This window comes from Clostridioides sp. LIBA-2809 (assembly GCF_056688965.1).
This window is the reverse complement of record NZ_CP197004.1, coordinates 4,247,102-4,268,962: the sequence shown is the minus strand read 5'-3', so window position 1 is coordinate 4,268,962 and position 21,861 is coordinate 4,247,102. Positions and strand designations below refer to the sequence as shown.

22 protein-coding genes are annotated in these 21,861 nt (G+C 29.3%); 18 read left to right on the top strand and 4 right to left on the bottom strand.

The window, feature by feature from the left end:
* Positions 1-76: 76 nt before the first annotated feature.
* Positions 77-1,120, bottom strand: coding sequence for a BtrH N-terminal domain-containing protein (locus ACTG44_RS20105; protein ID WP_479921100.1), 1,044 nt, complete (start codon positions 1,118-1,120; stop codon positions 77-79).
* A 2-nt stretch (positions 1,121-1,122) separates the two neighbouring features.
* Positions 1,123-1,932: a MerR family transcriptional regulator gene (locus tag ACTG44_RS20100; protein ID WP_479921099.1), complete on the bottom strand. Its 810-nt coding sequence runs from the start codon at positions 1,930-1,932 to the stop codon at positions 1,123-1,125.
* Between the two features lie 348 nt (positions 1,933-2,280).
* On the opposite strand from ACTG44_RS20100, the gene ACTG44_RS20095 reads away from it, so the two are divergent.
* From ACTG44_RS20095 to rlmH, 4 genes are all read left to right on the top strand, one after another.
* The gene (locus ACTG44_RS20095) at positions 2,281-2,745 is read left to right on the top strand and encodes a GyrI-like domain-containing protein (RefSeq protein ID WP_479921098.1); all 465 of its coding nucleotides are present in this window, start codon (positions 2,281-2,283) and stop codon (positions 2,743-2,745) included.
* Positions 2,746-2,998: 253 nt separating this feature from the next.
* Positions 2,999-3,796, top strand: coding sequence for an MBL fold metallo-hydrolase (locus tag ACTG44_RS20090; RefSeq protein ID WP_021386601.1), 798 nt, complete (start codon positions 2,999-3,001; stop codon positions 3,794-3,796).
* A gap of 12 nt (positions 3,797-3,808) precedes the next feature.
* On the top strand, positions 3,809-5,908 hold the full coding sequence (locus ACTG44_RS20085) for an EAL domain-containing protein (protein ID WP_479921097.1): 2,100 nt from the start codon (positions 3,809-3,811) through the stop codon (positions 5,906-5,908).
* A gap of 67 nt (positions 5,909-5,975) precedes the next feature.
* Positions 5,976-6,455: a 23S rRNA (pseudouridine(1915)-N(3))-methyltransferase RlmH gene (rlmH, locus tag ACTG44_RS20080; protein ID WP_479921096.1), complete on the top strand. Its 480-nt coding sequence runs from the start codon at positions 5,976-5,978 to the stop codon at positions 6,453-6,455.
* A gap of 66 nt (positions 6,456-6,521) precedes the next feature.
* Here rlmH and dpaL read toward each other — a convergent pair whose 3' ends face one another.
* Positions 6,522-7,748 (bottom strand): diaminopropionate ammonia-lyase, encoded by a 1,227-nt coding sequence (dpaL, locus tag ACTG44_RS20075; protein ID WP_479921095.1) that lies wholly within the window; start codon positions 7,746-7,748, stop codon positions 6,522-6,524.
* Between the two features lie 159 nt (positions 7,749-7,907).
* Between dpaL and ACTG44_RS20070 the strand changes: the two genes are divergently transcribed.
* From ACTG44_RS20070 to ACTG44_RS20025, 10 genes are all read left to right on the top strand, one after another.
* On the top strand, positions 7,908-8,801 hold the full coding sequence (locus tag ACTG44_RS20070) for an AraC family transcriptional regulator (protein WP_479921094.1): 894 nt from the start codon (positions 7,908-7,910) through the stop codon (positions 8,799-8,801).
* 304 nt (positions 8,802-9,105) lie between these two features.
* On the top strand, positions 9,106-9,417 hold the full coding sequence (locus ACTG44_RS20065; RefSeq protein WP_021386610.1) for a PTS sugar transporter subunit IIB: 312 nt from the start codon (positions 9,106-9,108) through the stop codon (positions 9,415-9,417).
* Positions 9,418-9,464: 47 nt separating this feature from the next.
* Positions 9,465-9,782 (top strand): PTS sugar transporter subunit IIA, encoded by a 318-nt coding sequence (locus tag ACTG44_RS20060; protein WP_479917826.1) that lies wholly within the window; start codon positions 9,465-9,467, stop codon positions 9,780-9,782.
* Between the two features lie 154 nt (positions 9,783-9,936).
* Positions 9,937-10,638, top strand: a complete 702-nt coding sequence (locus ACTG44_RS20055) for a GntR family transcriptional regulator (RefSeq protein ID WP_021386608.1) — start codon at positions 9,937-9,939, stop codon at positions 10,636-10,638.
* A 216-nt stretch (positions 10,639-10,854) separates the two neighbouring features.
* Positions 10,855-12,156, top strand: a complete 1,302-nt coding sequence (locus ACTG44_RS20050; RefSeq protein ID WP_479921093.1) for a PTS sugar transporter subunit IIC — start codon at positions 10,855-10,857, stop codon at positions 12,154-12,156.
* A gap of 131 nt (positions 12,157-12,287) precedes the next feature.
* A complete protein-coding gene (locus ACTG44_RS20045) occupies positions 12,288-13,382 on the top strand; it encodes a DUF871 domain-containing protein (RefSeq protein ID WP_021386605.1) in 1,095 nt (364 codons plus the stop codon).
* Position 13,383: 1 nt separating this feature from the next.
* Positions 13,384-14,496, top strand: a complete 1,113-nt coding sequence (locus ACTG44_RS20040) for an amidohydrolase/deacetylase family metallohydrolase (protein WP_021386583.1) — start codon at positions 13,384-13,386, stop codon at positions 14,494-14,496.
* A 39-nt stretch (positions 14,497-14,535) separates the two neighbouring features.
* Positions 14,536-15,645 (top strand): DgaE family pyridoxal phosphate-dependent ammonia lyase, encoded by a 1,110-nt coding sequence (locus ACTG44_RS20035; RefSeq protein WP_479919626.1) that lies wholly within the window; start codon positions 14,536-14,538, stop codon positions 15,643-15,645.
* Between the two features lie 59 nt (positions 15,646-15,704).
* Complete coding sequence (gene dagF, locus ACTG44_RS20030) at positions 15,705-16,445, top strand: 2-dehydro-3-deoxy-phosphogluconate aldolase (protein ID WP_479921092.1); 741 nt, start codon at positions 15,705-15,707, stop codon at positions 16,443-16,445.
* A 4-nt stretch (positions 16,446-16,449) separates the two neighbouring features.
* Positions 16,450-17,442 (top strand): sugar kinase, encoded by a 993-nt coding sequence (locus ACTG44_RS20025; protein WP_479921091.1) that lies wholly within the window; start codon positions 16,450-16,452, stop codon positions 17,440-17,442.
* 121 nt (positions 17,443-17,563) lie between these two features.
* On the opposite strand, the gene ACTG44_RS20020 is transcribed toward ACTG44_RS20025, so the two are convergent.
* Positions 17,564-18,445 (bottom strand): LysR family transcriptional regulator, encoded by an 882-nt coding sequence (locus ACTG44_RS20020; RefSeq protein WP_021386575.1) that lies wholly within the window; start codon positions 18,443-18,445, stop codon positions 17,564-17,566.
* 272 nt (positions 18,446-18,717) lie between these two features.
* Between ACTG44_RS20020 and ACTG44_RS20015 the strand changes: the two genes are divergently transcribed.
* Genes ACTG44_RS20015 through ACTG44_RS20000 form a run of 4 tightly spaced genes read left to right on the top strand, consistent with a single transcriptional unit; the run spans position 18,718 to position 21,853 of the window.
* Entirely contained in the window at positions 18,718-20,106 is a 1,389-nt protein-coding gene (locus ACTG44_RS20015) for an LVIVD repeat-containing protein (RefSeq protein WP_479921090.1), read from the top strand.
* Between the two features lie 26 nt (positions 20,107-20,132).
* Entirely contained in the window at positions 20,133-21,089 is a 957-nt protein-coding gene (locus ACTG44_RS20010) for a flavodoxin family protein (RefSeq protein ID WP_021386584.1), read from the top strand.
* A 49-nt stretch (positions 21,090-21,138) separates the two neighbouring features.
* Positions 21,139-21,348: a hypothetical protein gene (locus tag ACTG44_RS20005; protein WP_021386588.1), complete on the top strand. Its 210-nt coding sequence runs from the start codon at positions 21,139-21,141 to the stop codon at positions 21,346-21,348.
* Positions 21,341-21,853 (top strand): DUF1097 domain-containing protein, encoded by a 513-nt coding sequence (locus ACTG44_RS20000; protein ID WP_021386580.1) that lies wholly within the window; start codon positions 21,341-21,343, stop codon positions 21,851-21,853. Before ACTG44_RS20005 ends, ACTG44_RS20000 begins: the two co-directional genes overlap by 8 nt.
* The last annotated feature ends 8 nt before the right edge of the window (positions 21,854-21,861 follow it).

Below are 21,861 nucleotides of genomic sequence, written 5' to 3'. Positions count from 1 at the left end.
TCAAAATAAGAATTTGGAGCATTTCTTTTTTTGTGTAAAAAACAGAAAAAATAGAAATGGAGGTTCTTAAGAACCTCTAATCTACAGTAGTTTTTAATGATAAATACAAATTTTTTTCATCATCATAAATTTGTGAGATTGAATTAGACATCTTCTTCAAAAGTTCAACATTAGCTGTCTGAGATAATTCCCACATATCATTAGCTATTTCGTTCCAATGTTCAGAAACATCAATAAACTTTTGACCTATCACAAATAGTCTCTCATCTTTTATTATTGGAGCAGATTCAATTAAAAACTCGCCATACATCTTGCGGAAAATCCCACCGCCAGTTCCACCATCTTTACTGATTTGAAAATAATTTGTTATCCCAGCCAAGCGTAGTTTGTTTGAGCTAAATTGCTTCCACTTTAGTATTTCTTTTGAAAATTTCATGATTCCATTAATACCCATAAGTTGTGCTGGTGGATCTAGCATTGTATCACAAATTTCTTTTATAGCTTCCTGTAAAATTACCTTATCAATCACTCTGAAACCAGTAAAATCAAATATTAAATATTTATTGTTTGCAGGAAATGGTCTATATACACTACTGCGTGCCTTTTCAATTTCATCGTAATCGACCATATGATAATCTTGAGATATTTGCCCAGAGGGAATTTTTATCGGATAATCATGATTATCTCTATCACTTATCCAAAATTTTCTTGATGTTTCATCATATCCAAATAAAACGACTGCATGACCTCCAAAATGGTTATTTTGGTTCATTCCTAGATATTTCATATAAGGCATATCTACATAAATTAGGACTGGATTATTTGTATCAACCAAATGTTTTGTACTGTCAAAAATCTTAGGATAATTATTCCCAGACTTACATTTAATTTCTATGTTTAATCGTTTGACAAGTTTATTTTCAAACTCAAATATTTTTGTTCTTCCATTTATCATAGGTGAGGCAGATTGATTTAAATATAGAAATGATATACCTGATGCTAATCCGAATAACATTTCTTCTGACATTGGATAACCATAATAAGTAAAAATTTGTTTCAGCGAATTAGTAATACAGTGTTTCCCGCCTTGTGGAACAAAACTTTCAATTAATTTTTTCATAATTACTCCTTTTCTATTATTTCAAGAGGCAAAATAATTTCAGTTATATAATTAGCAGGATTTCCCCTGAAAATAGCACCAGGCCCTTTGATATATACTTCTCTACTTGGAGTCAAAATTTTCAAGTTATTAGCATTAGCATATTTAAACATAGCCTTATATGCAAGATATAAAGTATCATAGCTACCATAGTGTTTTGTACATATTGCTTTAATTTTAGGTAATACTTTACACTCAATACTTGTATCTGTAATGTGCTTTTTTAGAGGTACACATAATTCTATGTCTGCATTTTTAACATACTCCTCATCAAAATAGCAGTTAAAATGTTTTCCATCTTTATTATTTTTTACTGCTTTATAAAGCAATGGGACATACTTATCAAGGTCGCTATACTTTCCAGTGAATCTGATAGAAGCAACAAGCATTTTTTGAATTTCAATGTTTTCAATTTTGTATTTGTTATTCTCATGCGTAATTTCTAATGAAGATGTACCCATGCTAATTTTCTGTATGAGTTTCTTTTCTCTTGAAATATTCATTTCAATAAATTTAATTTTTTCTTGTAAGATATATACTAAATCATCTTCATTTTTGACAGTTTCAACAACTTCTTTGATTTCTATTATAGAAAAATCTAAAGAGCGTAAATACTTAATAAGCATTGCTTTTTTCAAATTATCATCATCATAGTATCTATACTGATTTTCTTCATTTCTAAATGACGGTTCTAAAATACCTTCTTTATCATAATAGCGTAGAGCTTTTACAGTCAAACCAGATATTTTAGAAAACTGACTTATTCTATACATAATTGCCTCCTTCGATTTTAATTGTAAACTATCCTCTGCACTGGAATGTCAAGAAAATTATAACGTATTAAAGATGACTATACAATAATCTATTTATCTCTCTATTTATATATAATGTCCTTATGGAATATAGAGTTGATACTCCTAGCAATTTATAATGTATTTTTAAAGTAATTTGCTTTATGGTTTGTATATTGAAAATATTATGTATAGTATTTAAATATGTTTGTGCCATTTAATAATATTATTACTTTGGGGTTTAAAAAGAGCATTGTAGAACAAGCCACAATATATGCTAGATGATATCATATTAACTATAAATAAAATAAACTTATTGGAGGAAATGAAATGTCAAGAATAACAGATATTACTGTGGTTGAACAGAGTGCATATTATGCTTTAGTAATAAGGAAAACAATTAACTTCATGCTTGAATTTCAAGAGTTCTCTGCTCAAGGATATGCCAAAATCATGGACTATATAAAAAGTAAAAATACTTTCGTAGCAGGAGCACCTATTGTCTGCTTTCACAATATGGACTTAGAAAACTTAAGTATTGAAATAGGTTTTCCTACTGCAACTAAGATGGAAGGCGTAGATGATATTCAGGGGATAGAAATACCTGCACAAAAGATAGTTACTGCAATTGACCAAGGTGATTATCTTTTACAAGACTCTACATTAGAAGAATTGTTTGCATGGGTACAGAGTAGTCCATATGAAATGCTTGGAGAAATTTATTATCAATACCTAAATACGCCAAATCGCCCAACGAGCGAACTCTTAACCAAAATGATGTTGCCAATTCATTAATACAAGGTAGAGATTATATAGGTGATTGAATAAAAATAGATTGTATTATCTTGTGTGCTAAAGTAAAGCAAGTCTGAAGACAGCAAGTTAGAAAAATTTCTAATATTTACCTAAGTGTAAGCCGTATAGAAGGAATATTTCTTTATTAAAAACAGGAGTTGAGCTTAAAATTTGATTAGAAAAAATCAATTTCGAGACAACTCCTGTTTTTTTGGTATAATATAATTTATAAGGCAGAAAAAGAGGTGAAGGAATGCTAAAGTATTGTTCAGTCGGAAGTGGCAGTAGTGGAAATTGCCATTATATAGGATATAAAAATACCAATATACTAGTAGATGCAGGATTAAGTGGAAAGAGAATAACTACAGGTCTTAAAGACATTGATGTAGATGCAGATAAATTAAAAGGAATATTTATAACACATGAGCATGTTGACCACATAAAAGGGGCAGGTATATTATCAAGAAAGTTTGATATACCAATATTTGCTAATATAAAGACATGGTGTTCTATGAAGGATAAGTTAGGAGATGTCAAAGATAAAAATATGAAAGTTTTTGAAAATGATAAAACTTATTCATTAGGAGATATTATAGTTAGACCTTTTTCAATAGAACATGATGCGTCTGACCCAGTTGGATACAATTTCTATACAGAAAGTGATGAAAAGATATCTATAGCTACTGATATAGGATGTATAACTCAAAATATAAAAAAACACCTATATAAATCTAAGTTAGTAGTGTTAGAATCAAATTATGACCCTAATATGCTTATGATGGGGTCATATACATATGCTTTAAAGAAAAGAGTAATGTCAAATACTGGTCATTTATCTAATGAAGATGCAGCTAATTTCTGTGTTGAGCTTATTAATGAAGGGACAGAATCTATATTATTGGCACACTTAAGCAAAGAAAATAATTTTCCAGAATTGGCATATGAGACTTCAAAAGGAGTATTAGCATCAAATGATATAGTAGTTGGACAGGATGTAAAACTAGATGTACTATCACGAAATGATGTTTCTAATGTTTATGAAATGAAGTAGAGGTGAATAACTTTGCTAAAAAGAAATTTCGAAAATGTCGAAGATAATAAAATTTTGTATTCTATAAAGCAAGGAATGATTTTAGCGATACCTGCTATTATGGCTGGTTCAACTGCTCTTGTCATTTTGAATCTTCCAATTGATGCTTATCAAAAGTATTTATCAAGTTTGTTTAATGGAGAAATTACAAATATACTTAACTTTATAAATGATTCTACTTTAGGAATTATTTCATTAATAATATTATTAACAATAAGTTATAGTTATGGGAAAATATATGGGAGCAAGTATACAGTACTTGTTCCTATAGTTGCAATGTGCTCTTTTTTAGTGTTTTCAAGTGGCAATGAACTTAATTATATAGAAGTATTTAAGACCAAGTGGTTATTTACAGCTATTATTGTAGCTATGACATCATCTGTATTGTTTGTAAAACTTACAGAATCTTTTGTCACAAGTGTAAAGTTTCATACAGAGGGAGCAGATGCAGATTTTAATATGGTAGTTTCGGCTATAGTTCCGTTCATAATTGTAGTATTTTTATTTTCTATTTTTAGAGTAATAATGATAAATCTAATTGGAAGTTCAAACTTTCAAGATATATTTTACGATTTATTTTCAAATGTGTTTAGTAAAATGGGAAGAAATCTCATGAGTGCTTTACTATTTATTTTCTTGATGCATTTCATGTGGTTTTTTGGAATTCATGGGAGTAATGTTCTAGATACAGTTGCAAAAAGTTTATTTGAAAATAGTATGGCGATTAATATCAATTTAGTTAATAATAATCAATTGCCAACAGAAATTTTTACTAAGACTTTTTTTGATACAATGGTCTTGTTGGGTGGATGCGGTTCTTTGCTATGTCTAGTAATTGCGATTTTTCTTAGTGAAAAACGTATAAATGTAAGAAAGCTAGCCAAAATTGCTTCCATACCAGCTCTTTTTAATATAAATGAGATGTTAGTTTTCGGAATCCCAATTGTTTTTAACCATATTATGTTTGTACCTTTTGTAATTACACCTATAATCTTAACTATTACAAGTTATATAGCTATGTCTATAGGGTTTGTTCCATGTACAGTTTCTCCTGTAGAATGGACATCACCTATATTTTTAAGTGGCTATATGGCTACAGGCTCTATAAGAGGTAGTATGTTACAATTGTTTAATCTATGTATTGGGGTTATGATTTATATACCATTTATAAAAATGTCGCAAAATAGATATACATACATGTTTAAGAATAATATAGAAAACTTAACAAATTTAATAAAAAGGTATGAATTAACAGGTGAACAGCCAAATCTTTTAAATTACAGTGGTAAAATAGGGTCAATTTCAAAAATGTTGGCTTCAGATTTAAAATTTGCTATGAAAAGAGGAGAGATAGAACTTTTTTATCAACCTCAAGTTAATTATAATGGAAGTGTCGTGGGTGCAGAGGGATTACTTAGATGGAAACATTCAATAGGGGGATTCATTTATCCACCACTAGTTATAATCTTGGCTAAAGAAGAAGGCTTTTTAGATGAGCTTGGAGAGTATATTATTAATAAAGCATGTGTTGATTTAAAGAAGAGTGAAAAGCTACTGAGAAATCCTGTTAAATTCTCTGTAAATATATCTCCAGACCAACTTGATGACCCTAAGTTGCCAGAGCAAATAAAAAATATAATTAATAGTAATGATATAAATCCCAATATGCTAGGTATAGAAATCACAGAGCAAGTTGCATTGTCAGGTTCACAAATAATTATTGAACGTATAAATGCGATACATAACTTGGGAGTAAAGTTAATTATGGATGATTTTGGCATGGGGCACAGCTCTCTTATATATCTTCAAAATAATAATTTTGATATAGTTAAATTGGATGGTTCGTTAGTTAAAGAGATACTTACAAATAAAAGAAGCAGTGAAATCATAATGTCTATTGTAAATCTTTCAAAGCATTTGGATTTTGATATAATTGTAGAGTATGTTGAAAATTTAAATCAAAGAGATAAGTTATATGGATTAGGATGTGAAATATATCAAGGATATTATTACAGCAAAGCTGTACCTTTTGATGAGTTTATAGAGTATGCAAATCAAGAAAGAGAGAGATAATTTTATAAGAGTTTATAGATTCTATTAGGATATAAATTTATAGCAAAATTAAGTTTAGGAGAAACATATGAATATAAGTATAGTTGTGGTAGGTAGAATTAAAGAGAAATATTTAAAATTAGGTATTGATGAGTTTAAAAAAAGACTTTCTAAGTACTGTAAGTTGGAAATTATAGAGTTGGACGATGAGAAAGCTCCAGAGAATTTGAGTGCTAAGGAAATGGAAATTATAAAAGATAAAGAAGGTAAGAAAATTTTAGGGAAGATAAAGCACAATAGTTATGTTATAGCTTTAGCTATTGATGGAAAGAATTTGTCTTCTGAAGAGCTTGCTAAGACGATGAGTGATTTAGCGGTTAGAGGGAATAGTAATGTCTGTTTTATAATTGGAGGTTCTCTAGGGCTTTCTGATGAAGTCCTAGGAAAAGCTGATTATAAGTTGTCTTTTTCTAGGATGACTTTTCCTCATCAGATGATGAGATTGATATTGTTGGAGCAGATTTATAGAGCATATAGGATAAATAATGGAGAACCGTATCATAAGTAAGGGATATAACATAATAAATAAAATAAAGGTAGACAAGGTGATAAACACCTAATCTACCTTATTTTATTAAATTGACATATAAGCGCCATCCCACACTATTCTTTTATAATTTTCAGGATCAGTATCACCCTCTGTACTTATAACAAGTATTTTTGAGTCTTTGTTTATATTTAGCTTCTCAGCTATTTCTTTTAATCCATCTTCCTCTAAAATCAAACTTAAAATTCCTAAACCTACCGCACCAGATTCTCCAGATACAACCGTAGGGTCTCCCTTTAATGGGTTAGCAAGTATTCTCATTGCTCTTGCAGTTACATAATCAGGGCAAGAAATATACATATCAGAATAATCTCTTAAAATATTCCAACCTATAGTGTTAGGTTCACCACAATTAAGCCCTGCCATTATAGTTTCCATAAAACCTGTAACAGCATGTGGTTTTTGGTCATTTATTTCTACCGATTTAAATATACATGCTGCTTCATTTGGTTCAACTATCGTAGTTATTGGTCTATTATTGCCAAATACATATTCTAAATATCCTTGTACAGTTCCAGCAAAAGAGCCAACTCCTGCCTGAAGGAATACATGGGTAGGAATTCCATTATCTAAAGAATTTATTTGATTTATAGCTTCATCAATAAGAGTAACATATCCTTGCATAATCCAAGTTGGAATTTCTTCATAACCATCCCAAGCGGTATCTTGTATTATAACACCATTATTTTCATCAGCATATTTAGTAGCTAATCTTACTGCATCATCATAATTTAAATCTGTTATAGATGCTTTTGCACCTTCTTTTCTAATATTATTTAATCTTATCTCAGAAGACCCTTTTGGCATAAATACTACTGATTTTTGTCCAATTTGATTTGCAAACCAAGCAATCCCTCTTCCATGATTTCCATCAGTGGCTGTTACAAAAGTTAAGTCTCCAAGCTTTTCTTTTATATTTTTACTATTTAGCATTTCAAAAGAAAGATCAGAAATATCCATATTTAATTTTTTTGCTATATATTTTCCAACCGCGTATGAACCACCAAGACTTTTAAATGCATTAAGTCCAAATCTATATGACTCATCTTTTATCCAGATATTACTAATACCTAATTCATTAGCTAATTCACTTAAACTGTGAAGAGGAGTTACTTTATACTCTGAAAAGCTTCTATGGAAATTTCTAATTTTTTCTATTTGTTCTTTGTTAATAAAGTCTATACTTACTTTAGATTTGTGTAAATTTCTTGCATTTTCATTTTGTATATATTTAATATCTTTTATATTTCTCATAGTTTTTATCTCCTAAAATTATTTATTATTTATTTCTTAATTATAATTATATTGACTAATTCACAAAAAATATATAATAATATAGGCAATAAATATCGTTATATTATCAAGTTATATATAATTAAAAAAAATCGAAATTAGTAAAAGGAGGATGGATTTATGCAGGATAATATTGTTACTAATAAAAATAAAAAAGAAGTAACACAACAAGGTTCATTTGAATTTCCAATTACAGTCTATCAAACTAAAATAAGTGAAAATATTTTGGGATATATTGATTGGCACTGGCATGAAGAGTTGCAATTTTGTATTGTAATAAAGGGTAATATTAATTTTAATGTTGATGGAGATTCAATAATTTTATCTGAAGGAGAAGGGATATTTATAAATGCAAGGCAATTACATCAAGCAAAAAATTATAAGGGAAGTGATTGTTCTTATATAAGTGTAGTTTTTAATTCAGACTTTATATCTAGCTTTGCAGGAAGTATTGTAAATATAAAATATATACAACCTTATATAGATAATTCTAGAATTAATTATTGTATTTTGAAAAATGATATTGAATGGAAATTGGTTATACTAAACAAGCTTTTCAAAGTTTATGAAGAGTATAACAAAAAGGAAATGGGGTTTGAATTACAGATATTTATCTTATTAATAGAGGTATGGAATATTTTAATAAAATCTTATTTTGTATCATTTCCTAATGATAAAGCTAGAAACAATAGTTTGCATATAAAAAATATAATTAGCTATATATGTAATCATTATATGGAGAAAATTGAACTTAATAATTTAGCAAAAGAAGTTAATTTATCTAAAAGTACTTGTTGTCGTGAATTTAAAAAATATATGAATTGCACTATTTTTGAATATATTACTAATTACCGTTTAGTAGCTAGTTCAAATTTATTAATTACAACTAATGATTCAATTTCAGATATAGCTTATCAGTGTGGATTTGGAAGTACTAGTTATTTTATTGAAAAATTTAAAATGAAAACAGGAGTATCACCATCTATTTATAGAAGACAAAAAATAAATTTGTAATAAAATAGTTTTATTAATAGTTATAATTAGATATACTGGGGTATTGAGTATTTTATATTAAGGTTTAAGCAAATAAAATTCAATGATTAATCACTTATAGTTAAGTAATAAAAACACGCTCAGTGGATTAAGTTATGAAGAACTGTATCACAAGCAAATGATACGGTTTTTATCTGTTTTGCAACTAATAACATTAAAATAATAAAAAAGTGTTGAAAGTATATAGCATTTAAGGTAGAATTAAATAAATATTATAACATTATAATGTTTAAAATGTTATTAACAAAAAATAGGAGGGGAATATATGATAAAAATAATGTTGGCTTGTTCAGCGGGAATGTCTACAAGTTTATTAGTTAATAAAATGGAAAGTGCAGCTAAAGAAAACGGTATAGAGTCACAAATTTGGGCAATACCAGAATCAACTATACAAAATGAAATAGAAAAATGTGATGTTTTATTATTAGGTCCACAAGTTAGATACATATTACCTAAGGCTCAGGAAATAGCTAAGCCATATAATATACCAGTAGAGGTTATAAATATGATGCACTATGGGACAGTTGATGGAAAAGCTGTTCTAAATAGAGCAATAGAACTTAACAATGCGAAGTAATAGAAAATATAATTTATTTTTAATATATAAATTGGGAGAATCAAAGGATGGACGAAAAAATTATAGAGATTTCTTTTGGTATAATAGGTTATGCAGGTGAAGGTAAAGGATTAGCTTTTGAGGCAATACAAGAAGCTAAAAATGGAAATATAGAAAAAGCAAAAGAATTGTTAAAAGAGTCTAAGGAAGTTATAAATAAAGCACATAGATATCAAACAGAATTAATACAAAATGAAGCTAGTGGAAACAAGACAGAAATGAGTGTCATACTTGTACATGCACAAGACCACTTAATGAATTCTATGAATTTTCAACAGTTAGCTGAGGAAATCGTTGATTTACATTTGAAGCTACAAGATAAATAAGAATTAAAAGGAACAAATTAAGAGAGTTCTTAAAATATACATTAAGTTTATTTTGAGGACTCTTTTTATATTAAGTTTAAAGTTAATATATACTACTATTAAAGTATAAGATTATATGTTATAATATTATAACATATAATCTAAGAGGTGAATCATGTTAAGAAATCAACCATTATATATACAAGTTGTAGAGATATTAAAGCAAAAAATATTAAATAATGAATATAAAATTGATGAAAATATTCCAACAGAAAAAGAGTTAGAGCAAGAGTTTGGCGTTAGTAAAATTACTATTAGAAAAGCTATTGAGATATTAGAATCAGAAGGATATGTAGAGAAAAAAAGTGGAAAAGGTACAAAAGTAATAAGTAATAGTCTTTTTAATAAGTTATCTAAAGCAGATTCTTTTTCAAGTATACTCTTATCTAAAGGTCATAAGTTATCTAAAGAGATTATTTCAATTGAAAAAATTACAAATGATGCAAACTCACAAGAATTTTGTATATTTGGAGAAAACTGTAGCAAGATTACTAGAATGTATTACTTGAATAGTAAACCATACATATATTTTACTCATTATATACCTTTTGACGAAAATCTAACTATTGAAAGCTTTAATAATCACAGTTCTTTATATATGTACTTATATAGACGAAATATAAACATAACTAGATTTGAAGATGAATTTTTTATAGAAGAATCAGAAGTAGAAATATCAAAGGCTCTAAATCTTGAGAAAGACAAATTATTAGGAAGAAAGAGAAAAACATATGATGAAAATGATAGCATAGTTGAATTATCATTTGCAAGATATAATACAGAAGTACAAAATTATGTAATTAAATATGAAATATAATAAAAATCCTGAGCTTATTAAAGTGATAATATGCTCAGGATTTTTATTTCCTTTATAAAATATTATAACATTATAATGTTTACAACTAAACATTATAATGTTATAATATTTTTAAGCAAATAAGTGATATTACCAATTACATAAAAATTAATTTTTATTATGAAATAGTTATTGAATTATAAATAAAGGAAAATATCACTAATACAGGGGGGAATTATGGAAAATTTCGCAAGTTTTTTAGAACGTAAGGTTATGCCTGTAGCGGCGAAGATAAGTAATCAAAGGCATATGAGAGCTGTAAGGGCAGGTATAATAGCAACCTTACCACTAACAATAGTGGGTTCATTTTTTACAATATTACTAAACATACCTATTGATGCTTATATGGATTTTATAGCTCCATTCAAGGCAACATTAGATATACCATTTAGATATACTGTAGGATTTTTATCTCTATATGCTACTTTTGGAATAGCATCATCACTTGCCAAAAGCTACAACCTAGATACAACAGGTGTTGGTATGCTTGCAGTTATGGCATTTTTGGTTTCTACAATAGTTCCAACTCAAGTGATTGAACCGATAAATGGAGTTATAGAAGCTGGAAGATGGATGGATATGGCAAAACTTAATTCGCCATCACTATTTGGAGCAATTGTAACATCATTAATTACAGTTGAGATATATCGTTTTATGAAGGAAAGGAATATTACAATTAAGATGCCAGCAGGGGTTCCACCAGAGGTTTCAAACTCATTTACTGCATTATTACCAACAGCAGTGGTGTTAATGTTATTCTGGGTAATAAGACATATATTAGGATTTGATATAAGTACAGCGTTAAGTTCTATGTTATCACCTTTAAAAGGATTCTTATCAGGAAACAGTTTGGGTGGTGGACTGCTGACAGTATTCCTAATAACAGTATTCTGGGTACTTGGAATACATGGTCCAGCTATAATGGGTCCAGTAATAAGACCTATATGGGATATGTCCATAGCAGAAAATATAACTGCATTCACAGAAGGAGTATCAGCTCATGCAATGCCAAATATATTTACAGAACAATTTTTACAATGGTATGTATGGATAGGAGGAGCAGGAGCTACTCTTGCATTAGTTATAATGTTTATGTTTTCTAAGTCAAAATACCTAAAAAGTTTAGGTAGATTAGGATTTTTACCAGGGCTATTTAACATAAATGAGCCTATAATATTTGGAGCACCAATAGTTATGAATCCAATACTAGGGATACCATTTATAATTGGACCTATGATAATGACAGCTTTGTCGTATGTTCTTACTATTACAGGGATTATACCTATGATGGTAGCAAGACTACCCTTTGCAATGCCAGCACCAATAGCAGCTGTAATGAGTACTAACTGGAGTATAATGGCAGGTATCTTAGTATTAATTAACTTTGTGATATCATTTGTTGTTTATTATCCATTCTTCAAGGTTTTTGAAAAACAACAATTACAAAGGGAGCAAGAAGAAATGAGTGAAAGTTTATAAAAATACATAGAATAGAAGTTTTGTATTGTAAATATAAGAAACTTATAAATTATTAAAGGTGAAGGTAGGAGGAATTACCTTCACCTTTAATAATTTATATACTTTAAAAATGTAACTTGAGGAGGAGAAAGATGGAAAGAAGATTAGGGATATCAGTATATCCAGAACATAGTAATATGAAAGATGATAAAGCATATATAAAAATGGCTTCAAAGTATGGATTTAAAAGAATATTTATGTGTATGCTTTCAATTACAAGACCAAAGGAAGAGGTTAAAAAACATTTTAAAGAGATTATAACCTATGCAAGAGACTTGGGATTTGAAGTAATCCTTGATATAGCTCCAAATATATTTGATATATTAGAAATATCTTATGATGATTTAACATTCTTCAATGAGTTAAATGCTAGTGGAATAAGACTTGACTATGGATATGATGGAAGTAAAGAAGCCATGATTTCTTTTAATCCATATGATTTAAAAGTAGAGCTAAATATGAGTAATGATGTAGCATACTTAGATAATATAATTACGTACAAGCCAAATGTAAATAATATATATGGTTGTCATAATTTTTACCCTCAAAGGGGTACAGGTTTACCCTATGATTTCTTTGTAAGATGTTCAAATAGATTTAAAAAGTATGGAATAAGAACTGCTGCTTTTGTTAATTCAAAACATGCAACGATAGGACCTTGGGATATAAATGATGGATTGTGCACACTTGAAATGCATAGAAATTTAGATATATCTACAGCTACTAAGCACTTATTTGCAACTGGTTTGATTGATGATGTGATTGTAGGAAATGCATATGCAAGTGAAGATGAACTAAAAAGAATGTCTGAAGTAAATAAATATCAAATTGTATTTAATGTAGTAGCTGAGGAGCAAATTTCTGAGGTAGAAAAGATAATAATGATAAAAGAGCAACACTTTAGAAGAGGAGACATAACTAGCCAGGTGGCCAGGTCTACAGAGGTAAGAAAAAAATATGCTAAAGAACATTTCCCTAAACATGATAACAGTACTGTTTTTAAAAGAGGAGACGTAGTGATTGGTAATGATGACTTTGGAAAGTATAAAGGAGAATTACAATTGATACTTCAAGACTGTGAAGATGAAAGAAAAAATAGGGTTGGTAGAATAAAGGAAGATGAAATAATGCTTTTAGACTTTATTGAACCTTGGAGCAAATTTAAGATTATTTTAGAGGGAGAGTAAAGTGAAGATAGACATATTAATCAAAGGTGGAAAAACAGTAGATAAACATATAATTGATATAGCTATATTAGAAGGTAAAATAATAGAGGTAACAAATAATATAGATGATTCTAAGTATCAAGCAAGCCAAATCATAGAGCTGTATGGAGAGACATTTATTAGTGCAGGATGGATAGATATACATACACACTGCTATGAAAGGTTAGAGATTTATAAGGATTATCCTGATGAGGTTGGAATAAAAAGTGGAGTTACCACTGTGGTAGATACAGGGACAACAGGTGCTTTAGATATAGAAAAATTTTATGAGGATACTAAAAAGTACAAAACAAATGTGTATGCTTTGATAAATATTGCAAAGCAGGGAATAACGTCTCAAGATGAACTTTCAAATATGATGAGCATAGATGAGGAGGCGCTTAAATATGCAGTTAAAAAATATAAAGACTTTATTATTGGAATCAAAGCTAGAATGAGTAAAAGTGTTGTAATTTCAAATGGTATTGAACCTTTGAAGTTAGCTAAAAGAATTAAAAAAGAACTTAATCTACCTATGATGGTTCACTTTGGCAGTTCTCCTCCAACTATAGAGGATATATTAGGATATATGGAAAAAGGTGATATATTAACTCATATATATAACGGAAAACCAAATGGAATATTGAAAGGTAATAAACTTAAAGAGGAAATTATAGAAGCTAGGAAAAGAGGTATAATCCTTGATGTAGGTCATGGAACAGAAAGTTTTAGTATGGATGTTGCAATGAAAGCTAAAGATGCAGGACTTTTTCCAGATACCATAAGTACAGATATATATATTAAAAATAGAATAAATGGTCCAGTATATAGTTTATCTACAACAATGGAAAAGTTTATATATATGGGTTACTCACTTGAAGATATAATAAATAAGGTTACTAAAAATGCAGCAAATGCAATAAATTTGAAAAATAAAGGTTTAATAAAAAAAGGATATGATGCTGATTTAACTATATTTGATGTAGTAAATGAAGAAAAAGAGCTTCAAGATTCTTTGAATAATTCAGTAATCACAAATACGTCCATAAAACCAAGGGCTGTAGTAATAAATGGAGAGTATTTGAATATATGTTAGTCCATAAAATAGAATGTATAGATGGGAGAGGCTGATTGTATGAGTAGTATATTTGAAAAGTACTCTGTAAGACGTGTTATAAATGCTTCAGGTAAGATGACTATACTAGGGGTGTCAACATTAGATAAGGAAGTTATTGAAGCAATAGGTCAAGGGTGTGAAAATTTCTTCATAGTAGAAGAGCTTGTAAATAAAACTGGTGAATATATATCGAGTTTATTAGGCTGTGAAAGTGCAGTAATAGTTTCTAGTGCATCTGCTGGAATTGCACAGAGTGTAGGTGCAATAATAGCAAAGGATGATATAAATTTAATTTACAATATAAATAACCCTAAGAAACAAATTAAAAGGGAAATAATAATTCCTAAAGGACACAATGTTGACTATGGAGTTCCAGTAGAAACAATGATAAGACTTGGTGGTGGAGAAGTTGTTGAGGCTGGTTATAGTAATATGTGCAGTAAGGAACATATAATAAGAGAGATAAATGACAATACAGCAGCAATTATGTATATTAAATCTCATCATTGTGTTCAAAAGAGTATGCTAAGTGTATTAGATGCAGTGCAAGTTTCCAAAGAATACAACCTACCTTTAATAGTAGATGCAGCAGCAGAGGAAGATTTAAAAGTATACTATGAATTAGGAGCAGATTTAGTTATATACAGTGGTGCAAAGGCTATAGAGGGTCCTAGTTCAGGGTTAGTAATAGGTAGGAAAAAATACATAGATAATGTAAAGCTTCAATCAAAGGGTATTGGAAGAGCTATGAAAATAGGAAAAGAAAATATAATAGGTTTAACATGCGCAATTGAGAGATATGTGAATAGTGCTAAAGTAACTTTAAAAGAAATGGAGGATAAGTTAAATCCATTTATAGATAAGATAAATACTTTAAAAGGGGTTAGTGCGAATATAACTAGAGACTCAGCAGGGAGAGAAATATTACGTGGAGAGATTAATTTTAATGAAGATATAATAAATAAATCAACACAACAAATTATAAACGAACTTAGAGGTGGAAAGATAGCTATATACACTCGAGATTATAAGTCTAATGAAGGCAATATAGAGGTTGATATAAGAAGCGTGAGTGAAGATGATTTAGATATTATTTATAATAGAATAAAAGAGATAATAGAAAAATAGAAAATAAGATAAATAAAATTATAAAGATTTATTAAATTTTACTAACGGGGGTAAGTGATATGAATTGTACGCCAAAATATTATAAAGATAGAGTTTGTTTAAATGTTCTTGCAGGAAGTATAAAAAACGCCAAAGAAATATATGATGCTTGTGATGGGCATGTATTAGTAGGAGTATTATCGAAGAATTATAGTACTGTAGAAGCAGCTATTGAAGATATGAAAAAATACTCAAAGGAAATAGATAATGCAGTATCTGTAGGTCTTGGAGCTGGAGATCCGAATCAGTCAAATATGGTATCTCAAATTTCTAAAGAACTTCAACCACAACATATAAATCAAGTATTTACAGGTGTAGCTACATCTAGAGCATTACTTAGTCAAAATGATAGTATAATAAATGGATTAGTTTCTCCAACTGGTAAACCAGGATTTGTAAAGATATCTACAGGTCCATTAAGTTCAAAGGAGGAAGATGGCATAGTTCCTATAGAAACAGCCATAGCTATGATGAAGGATATGGGAGGAAGTTCAGTTAAGTTTTTCCCAATGAGAGGGCTTGAAACAAAAGATGAATATATAGAAGTTGTAAAAGCTTGTGCAGAACATAATTTTTATCTAGAGCCAACAGGAGGCATAGACTTAGATAACTTTAAAGAGATAGTTCAAATTGCACTTGATAATGGTGTAGAAAAGGTCATACCTCATGTTTATACATCAATAATCGATAAAGTAACAGGTGATACAAAAGTAGAAGATATAAAAACACTTTATAAAATAATGAAAGAATTATTGGGATAGATTTATGAATATATTAGCTTTTGGTGAAATAATGATGAGACTTTCAGTACCTGATTATAAATTTTTAACACAAACTGACCAACTAAATTATGTAATTACAGGTACAGGGTTAAATATATTATCTGGACTTAAAAACTTTGGATATAATACCTATATGTTAACAAAGTTACCTAATAACAATGTAGGTAAAGCATCAAGTGCAAACATAAGAAAGTTTGGAGTAAAAGATGACTTTATTACATATGGAGGAAATCATATGGGGGTATACTTTCTTGAAAGTGGATATGGGGAAAGACCTTCAGAAGTGACTTACTTAAATAGGTTAAATAGTTCATTTTGCGAGAGTAGGATACAAGACTATGATATTGATAAATGTTTAGAAGGAATTGATGTGGTTCATATTTGTGGTATTGCTATGCAACTTACAGATTCAGTTAAACATATTGCTTTACAACTAGCTAAAGAATCTTATGAAAAGGGAATAAAAGTATTCTTTGATTTTAATTTTAGACAATCACTAAATCCAGATAAGACTTATGATGATTTAGTAAACGATTATAAAAAAATACTGCCATATTGTCACGGATTATTTGCTAGTTATAGAGATATAAATAAAATACTTAATATAGATACTTTAGATATAAAATGGAGTTCAGAATTAATTAGAAAAGAGTATAATATAGAAATTGTAGCTGGAACTATGAGAAGATTTGATAATATGAACAATAGATTTATAAAGGGATACATATCAAATAATGATGGCTATTTTGAAAGTAAGGAATATAAACTAGAAATATACGATAGAGTAGGTGCTGGGGATGGATATGTAGCAGGAATTATATATTCATATTTGGAAAAGATGAGAAATGAAGATATTGTTGAATTTGGAGTTGCTAGTTCAGTGTTAGCTCATACAACTTATGGCGATAGTTCCTTAATAAATACAAATCATGTATTTAGATTGATGAACAATGAGAAATTAGATGTATTGAGATAATATTTTTATATCATATTTATAGTGTTCCATTATTGATGTTTTGGTAAACCTAATTAATATAATTAAGTAGAAAATAGCATTAACCATATAAAAGTGGTTAATGCTATTTTTATAATTAATTTTATACTATAGAAATAAATTTTTCTAATGCTGGGTTTGTATTGTTTTTATTCCATACAACTACAACTTCAATTCTATCTTCTACTTCTTTTATAGGTACTATTGCAATACCATGTTCTATCATAGTATCTAGAACACAAAATGAAGGTAAAATGGATATCCCCATATTAGATGCTACTAGTGATTCAATAGTGTTAAGATTATTTGAACGTTGAACTACATTAGGCACAAATCCTGCTTCACGATATCTATTCTGTATCATGGATTTTTGACCATATTCATCTCCTGTTTCTTTTACAAAAATAAATTTCTCATGTTGTAGTTCAATTAAATCAATATAATCCTCATTGCAAAGTGGATGACCAGGGGGTAAAAGAGCTACCAAGGAATACCTTTCTACAGTTTTATATTCAAAATCTTTTAATGGTTGATTTTCTGGATTAATTACAAATGCAAGGTCCATAAAATTATTTTTTACTAAGTTTAAAAGTTCAGTTATTTCATTAGTACAAATTTCCATAGATATATTAGGGTATATATTAGAAAATTCTTTTAAATATTGTTGAAATTTGTTTTTTTCATATCCTATTAAAATTCCTATACTTAAAGTTCCAAAAAAACCATGTGCAAATTGCTGTGTTTTTGTAATAGCATCATCTATATTTTTTATTATAGTACGTACCTCAGATAAAAAAACTTTTCCAGCAGGTGTTAGTTCAACATGTCGTTTACTTCTTGTAAATAGAGTTACATTTATTTGTTCTTCTAAAGCTTTTATTTGCTGTGTAACAGCAGTTTGGGAAATATAAAATTTTTCTGCTGTTTTGGTAAAACTTAGGCTTTCTGCTACAGATATAAAATATTCTAATTGTTTAGTATTCAAATAATCACCCCTATTTAAACTTGATTGTTCGTAAACATCATTTATATATAATTAAAACTTATTATAGTATAAGAAAATTTACTTTTAAAGGATATTGAAAAATATTTGTATAAAAATATATATTTTAAACATATTTTCACACTAGATTTTATAAATTTATTAATAAGAATAACTTATATATTCCCATGAAAACGATATTGGATTTAAGTAAGTTTATCTCATAAAATGAAAGTATATCAATTGATAATACCTTAAATGAGAAGGGAGAAAAAATGGAAGATAAATTTTATGCAAAAGGTAAAGGAAATAACGGTTATATTAAAAATCTTGAAGTTTGTTCCTTTAATAACTTAGATGGAACTTGTGGAATGTTTCAAATGGCTCTGTACAAAAGAGATGAAAAATACTATTTATATGGATGCTGTTTTGGCGGAAGTAAGAAAAATGGAGTAATGATTAGTGATATTACAAATCCTTATAATCCACAATTTATAAAGCATTTTCAAATGTTAGACCCAAAAGAGTATCCTACAACAACAACTCCAAAAATTCAAATAGCAGATGATTTAATGATAGTAGCTATGAGCTGTGGAAGTGGACCAGGAGCTCTTGTTGACCAAGCTAAATTATCAAGTATTAAGTGTGAAGCAGGAATTAGAATATATAGTTTAAAAGAAGACCCTTTAAATCCTAAGTTTTTAGGATATTGGGATTGTGGATTAAAGCATGTGATGGGTGTTCATAGATTTATGTATAATGGTGGAAGATATGTACATTTATCAAGTGACTGTGTTGGATTTGAAGGTATGATTTACAGAATCATAGATATAATAGATCCAACTAATCCAGTAGAAATAGGCAAGTGGTGGAGACCAGACCAATACGCAGATGGATATCCAAATAAGACATTTGATCCAGGAGCACCTCATTGCCCAGAATTTATGGATAAAGGATGGCTTCATGGGCCTCCATTTGTAAGAGATGAAAAAGCATATTGTGGTTATGGTGGAGCTGGATTAGTTGTGTTAGATGTTGAGGATTTAACAAGACCAAGATGTTTAGGTGAATTACCATTTATGCCTGCATTTTCTAGTAGACTTGCAGGAGCAAGAACTCATACAGCACTACCATTACCAGGAAGGGATTTAGTAGTTGTTCAAAATGAAGGAGAGCGATTTCAATTTTTTAAACCAGATAGTATCACAGATGTTCAAGCCATGAACAATATACATATGGTTGATGTTAGTAATCCAACAAAGCCAACATTAATTGCTCAATTCCCATATCCTGAAGTACCAAAGGATTTTCCTTATCCTAATTTTAATGTTGCAGGTCTAGGAAAGCCAGGACCATTTGGCCCACATAATCTTCATGAACCAATGGATAATAAACCATGGCTAGAGCAAAGAGGAGATAGATTATATTGTTGTTATTTCCACGCAGGTTTAAGAGTTTATGATGTATCAGACCCATATTACATCAAAGAGTTAGCATATTTCATACCACCAAATCCAAATAAAACGCCAGAAGAGTCTTATTTTCCAGGATTCCCTGGACCACGTTTGGCAGTAACAGAAGATATTATTGTTGATGATAGAGGATACATCATTATAGATGCTCTAGATGATGGATTCTATATATTAAAAATGAAAGAAGATTAATAAATACTGAAGAGGGAGAGTTAAAAATGAAAATATTAGGTATTTCTTTCGGAACAAAAAATGGAAATAATGACACAATGTGTAAAGTAGCACTTAAAGGAGCTCAAGAAGCAGGAGCTGAAGTAGAATTTATTCAAATGTCATCTCTTAATATTAAACATTGTACTGGGTGCTGTGCATGTGTTAAGACTTTATTATCTGGAAAAGGTAGTATGTGTGTACTAAAAGATGATTTTGAGTGGCTACTTGACAAAATGAAAGATGCAGATGGGATAGTAGCTTCAGACCCAATATTCGAAGAAGGAGCATCAGGATTATTTCATACGATAATGGATCGTTTTGGGCCAAGAGTAGATAAAGGAAATAATATTATAGGAACAAAAGTTGCAGAAGCTACAGGAGGAAAAATTCCAGACCCAAGGATTCTTAAAGATAAAGTAATATCATTTATGGGAATAGGTGGTTCAGACTGGGGTACAAGAGTTCAATGTGAGCATGCTATGTTAGCTCTAATACCAATGTGGAAAGTGATAGATAATGCTTGGTTTCCATGGGCAAAGGAACTAGTCATGAATGATGAAAAACTTGCTCAAGTTCGTCAAATAGGAATAAATATAGTTGAAGCAGCAAAAGATTTTGAAAAAGCTTCATACCAAGGAGAAGAAGGAGTCTGTCCACATTGCCATAATAGGCTATTCTACCTTGAACCAGGTACTAAAAAATCAATATGTGCTCTATGTGGTATAGTTGGAGAATTGGATACAGCAAATGGAAAAACTGTATTTAGTTTTCCAAAAGAGCAATTAGGTCATGCTCATGATACTTTACCAGGTAAGTTTATACATGGAGATGATATTAAACAAATGGAAGGTCATTATGCAGAAATTCGTAAAACACCAGAATTTAAAGAAAGAAAAGTAGCTTATAATTTTATAGAACCATTAACTAAAGAAAAGCAAGTTGAAGTTTCGTTAGGAGAATAATTGAAATATAAAGACTCTTTTTTAAGGAGTGTTATAGGAGGCTTATTATATGAATGAAAAGCCGTGCTTTAGACAAACTGTAGCTATCAATACAGTAAAAAATATACCCATAGCACTTATCGTGTCAGTTGTAGTACTAATAATACCACTATACCTAAGTTATTTTGTAGCATCTATAATTATAAGTCCAATAGCAATTAAGCTAATAGGAATGAGACAAACTAGAAAATTTACTAATTACAATATAGAAAATGGATAGAAAGAAAAAAGAAATATTAACACTATCCATAGGAATTGCTTTATTACCTCCTTTATGGGCAGTATTAGCACCTTATATAGGAATAAAAACTGGAGCAGTAGCATTAATTTGTGCAGGGTTATATGTAACTAATGGTAATAAACAAAAAGATGGATTAAAAATAATGTTTGGGTTTTGGTGTGGAGATTTATGGGCACTTTTGGCCATTTTAATTATGGAACATATAAATTTCAATCAAAACCTAGAATTATTTTTAACACTTAGTATATTGGGATTCTTTGCAGTTATAATTGCATCTTTATTTGAAAAAATAATTTTCTTACCATCATGGCTTTGTGGTTGGGCTATAGGTCTAACTATCATGACAGGTGAAAATATTATTAATTTACAGGACACTTGTATTCAAATTGCTATAGCTATGGCAGTAGGAGTGTGGTATGTGGGAGCAGGTGTAGATTTGTTTACTAGAGGTATTTTGAACAAAGATAAAAAAGAGAAAAATTGAAGCATGTG

Bases quoted from the DNA above. Each gene is read 5' to 3' on its own strand.
- ACTG44_RS20090 (WP_021386601.1), top strand. From the start codon at position 2,999: ATGCTAAAGTATTGTTCAGTCGGAAGTGGCAGTAGTGGAAATTGCCAT.
- ACTG44_RS20035 (WP_479919626.1), top strand. From the start codon at position 14,536: ATGAGTAGTATATTTGAAAAGTACTCTGTAAGACGTGTTATAAATGCT.
- ACTG44_RS20095 (WP_479921098.1), top strand. From the start codon at position 2,281: ATGTCAAGAATAACAGATATTACTGTGGTTGAACAGAGTGCATATTAT.
- ACTG44_RS20005 (WP_021386588.1), top strand. From the start codon at position 21,139: ATGAATGAAAAGCCGTGCTTTAGACAAACTGTAGCTATCAATACAGTA.
- ACTG44_RS20015 (WP_479921090.1), top strand. From the start codon at position 18,718: ATGGAAGATAAATTTTATGCAAAAGGTAAAGGAAATAACGGTTATATT.
- ACTG44_RS20000 (WP_021386580.1), top strand. From the start codon at position 21,341: ATGGATAGAAAGAAAAAAGAAATATTAACACTATCCATAGGAATTGCT.
- ACTG44_RS20105 (WP_479921100.1), bottom strand. From the start codon at position 1,120: ATGAAAAAATTAATTGAAAGTTTTGTTCCACAAGGCGGGAAACACTGT.
- ACTG44_RS20100 (WP_479921099.1), bottom strand. From the start codon at position 1,932: ATGTATAGAATAAGTCAGTTTTCTAAAATATCTGGTTTGACTGTAAAA.
- ACTG44_RS20065 (WP_021386610.1), top strand. From the start codon at position 9,106: ATGATAAAAATAATGTTGGCTTGTTCAGCGGGAATGTCTACAAGTTTA.
- ACTG44_RS20045 (WP_021386605.1), top strand. From the start codon at position 12,288: ATGGAAAGAAGATTAGGGATATCAGTATATCCAGAACATAGTAATATG.
- ACTG44_RS20050 (WP_479921093.1), top strand. From the start codon at position 10,855: ATGGAAAATTTCGCAAGTTTTTTAGAACGTAAGGTTATGCCTGTAGCG.
- rlmH (WP_479921096.1), top strand. From the start codon at position 5,976: ATGAATATAAGTATAGTTGTGGTAGGTAGAATTAAAGAGAAATATTTA.
- ACTG44_RS20070 (WP_479921094.1), top strand. From the start codon at position 7,908: ATGCAGGATAATATTGTTACTAATAAAAATAAAAAAGAAGTAACACAA.
- ACTG44_RS20055 (WP_021386608.1), top strand. From the start codon at position 9,937: ATGTTAAGAAATCAACCATTATATATACAAGTTGTAGAGATATTAAAG.
- ACTG44_RS20060 (WP_479917826.1), top strand. From the start codon at position 9,465: ATGGACGAAAAAATTATAGAGATTTCTTTTGGTATAATAGGTTATGCA.
- dpaL (WP_479921095.1), bottom strand. From the start codon at position 7,748: ATGAGAAATATAAAAGATATTAAATATATACAAAATGAAAATGCAAGA.
- dagF (WP_479921092.1), top strand. From the start codon at position 15,705: ATGAATTGTACGCCAAAATATTATAAAGATAGAGTTTGTTTAAATGTT.
- ACTG44_RS20025 (WP_479921091.1), top strand. From the start codon at position 16,450: ATGAATATATTAGCTTTTGGTGAAATAATGATGAGACTTTCAGTACCT.
- ACTG44_RS20010 (WP_021386584.1), top strand. From the start codon at position 20,133: ATGAAAATATTAGGTATTTCTTTCGGAACAAAAAATGGAAATAATGAC.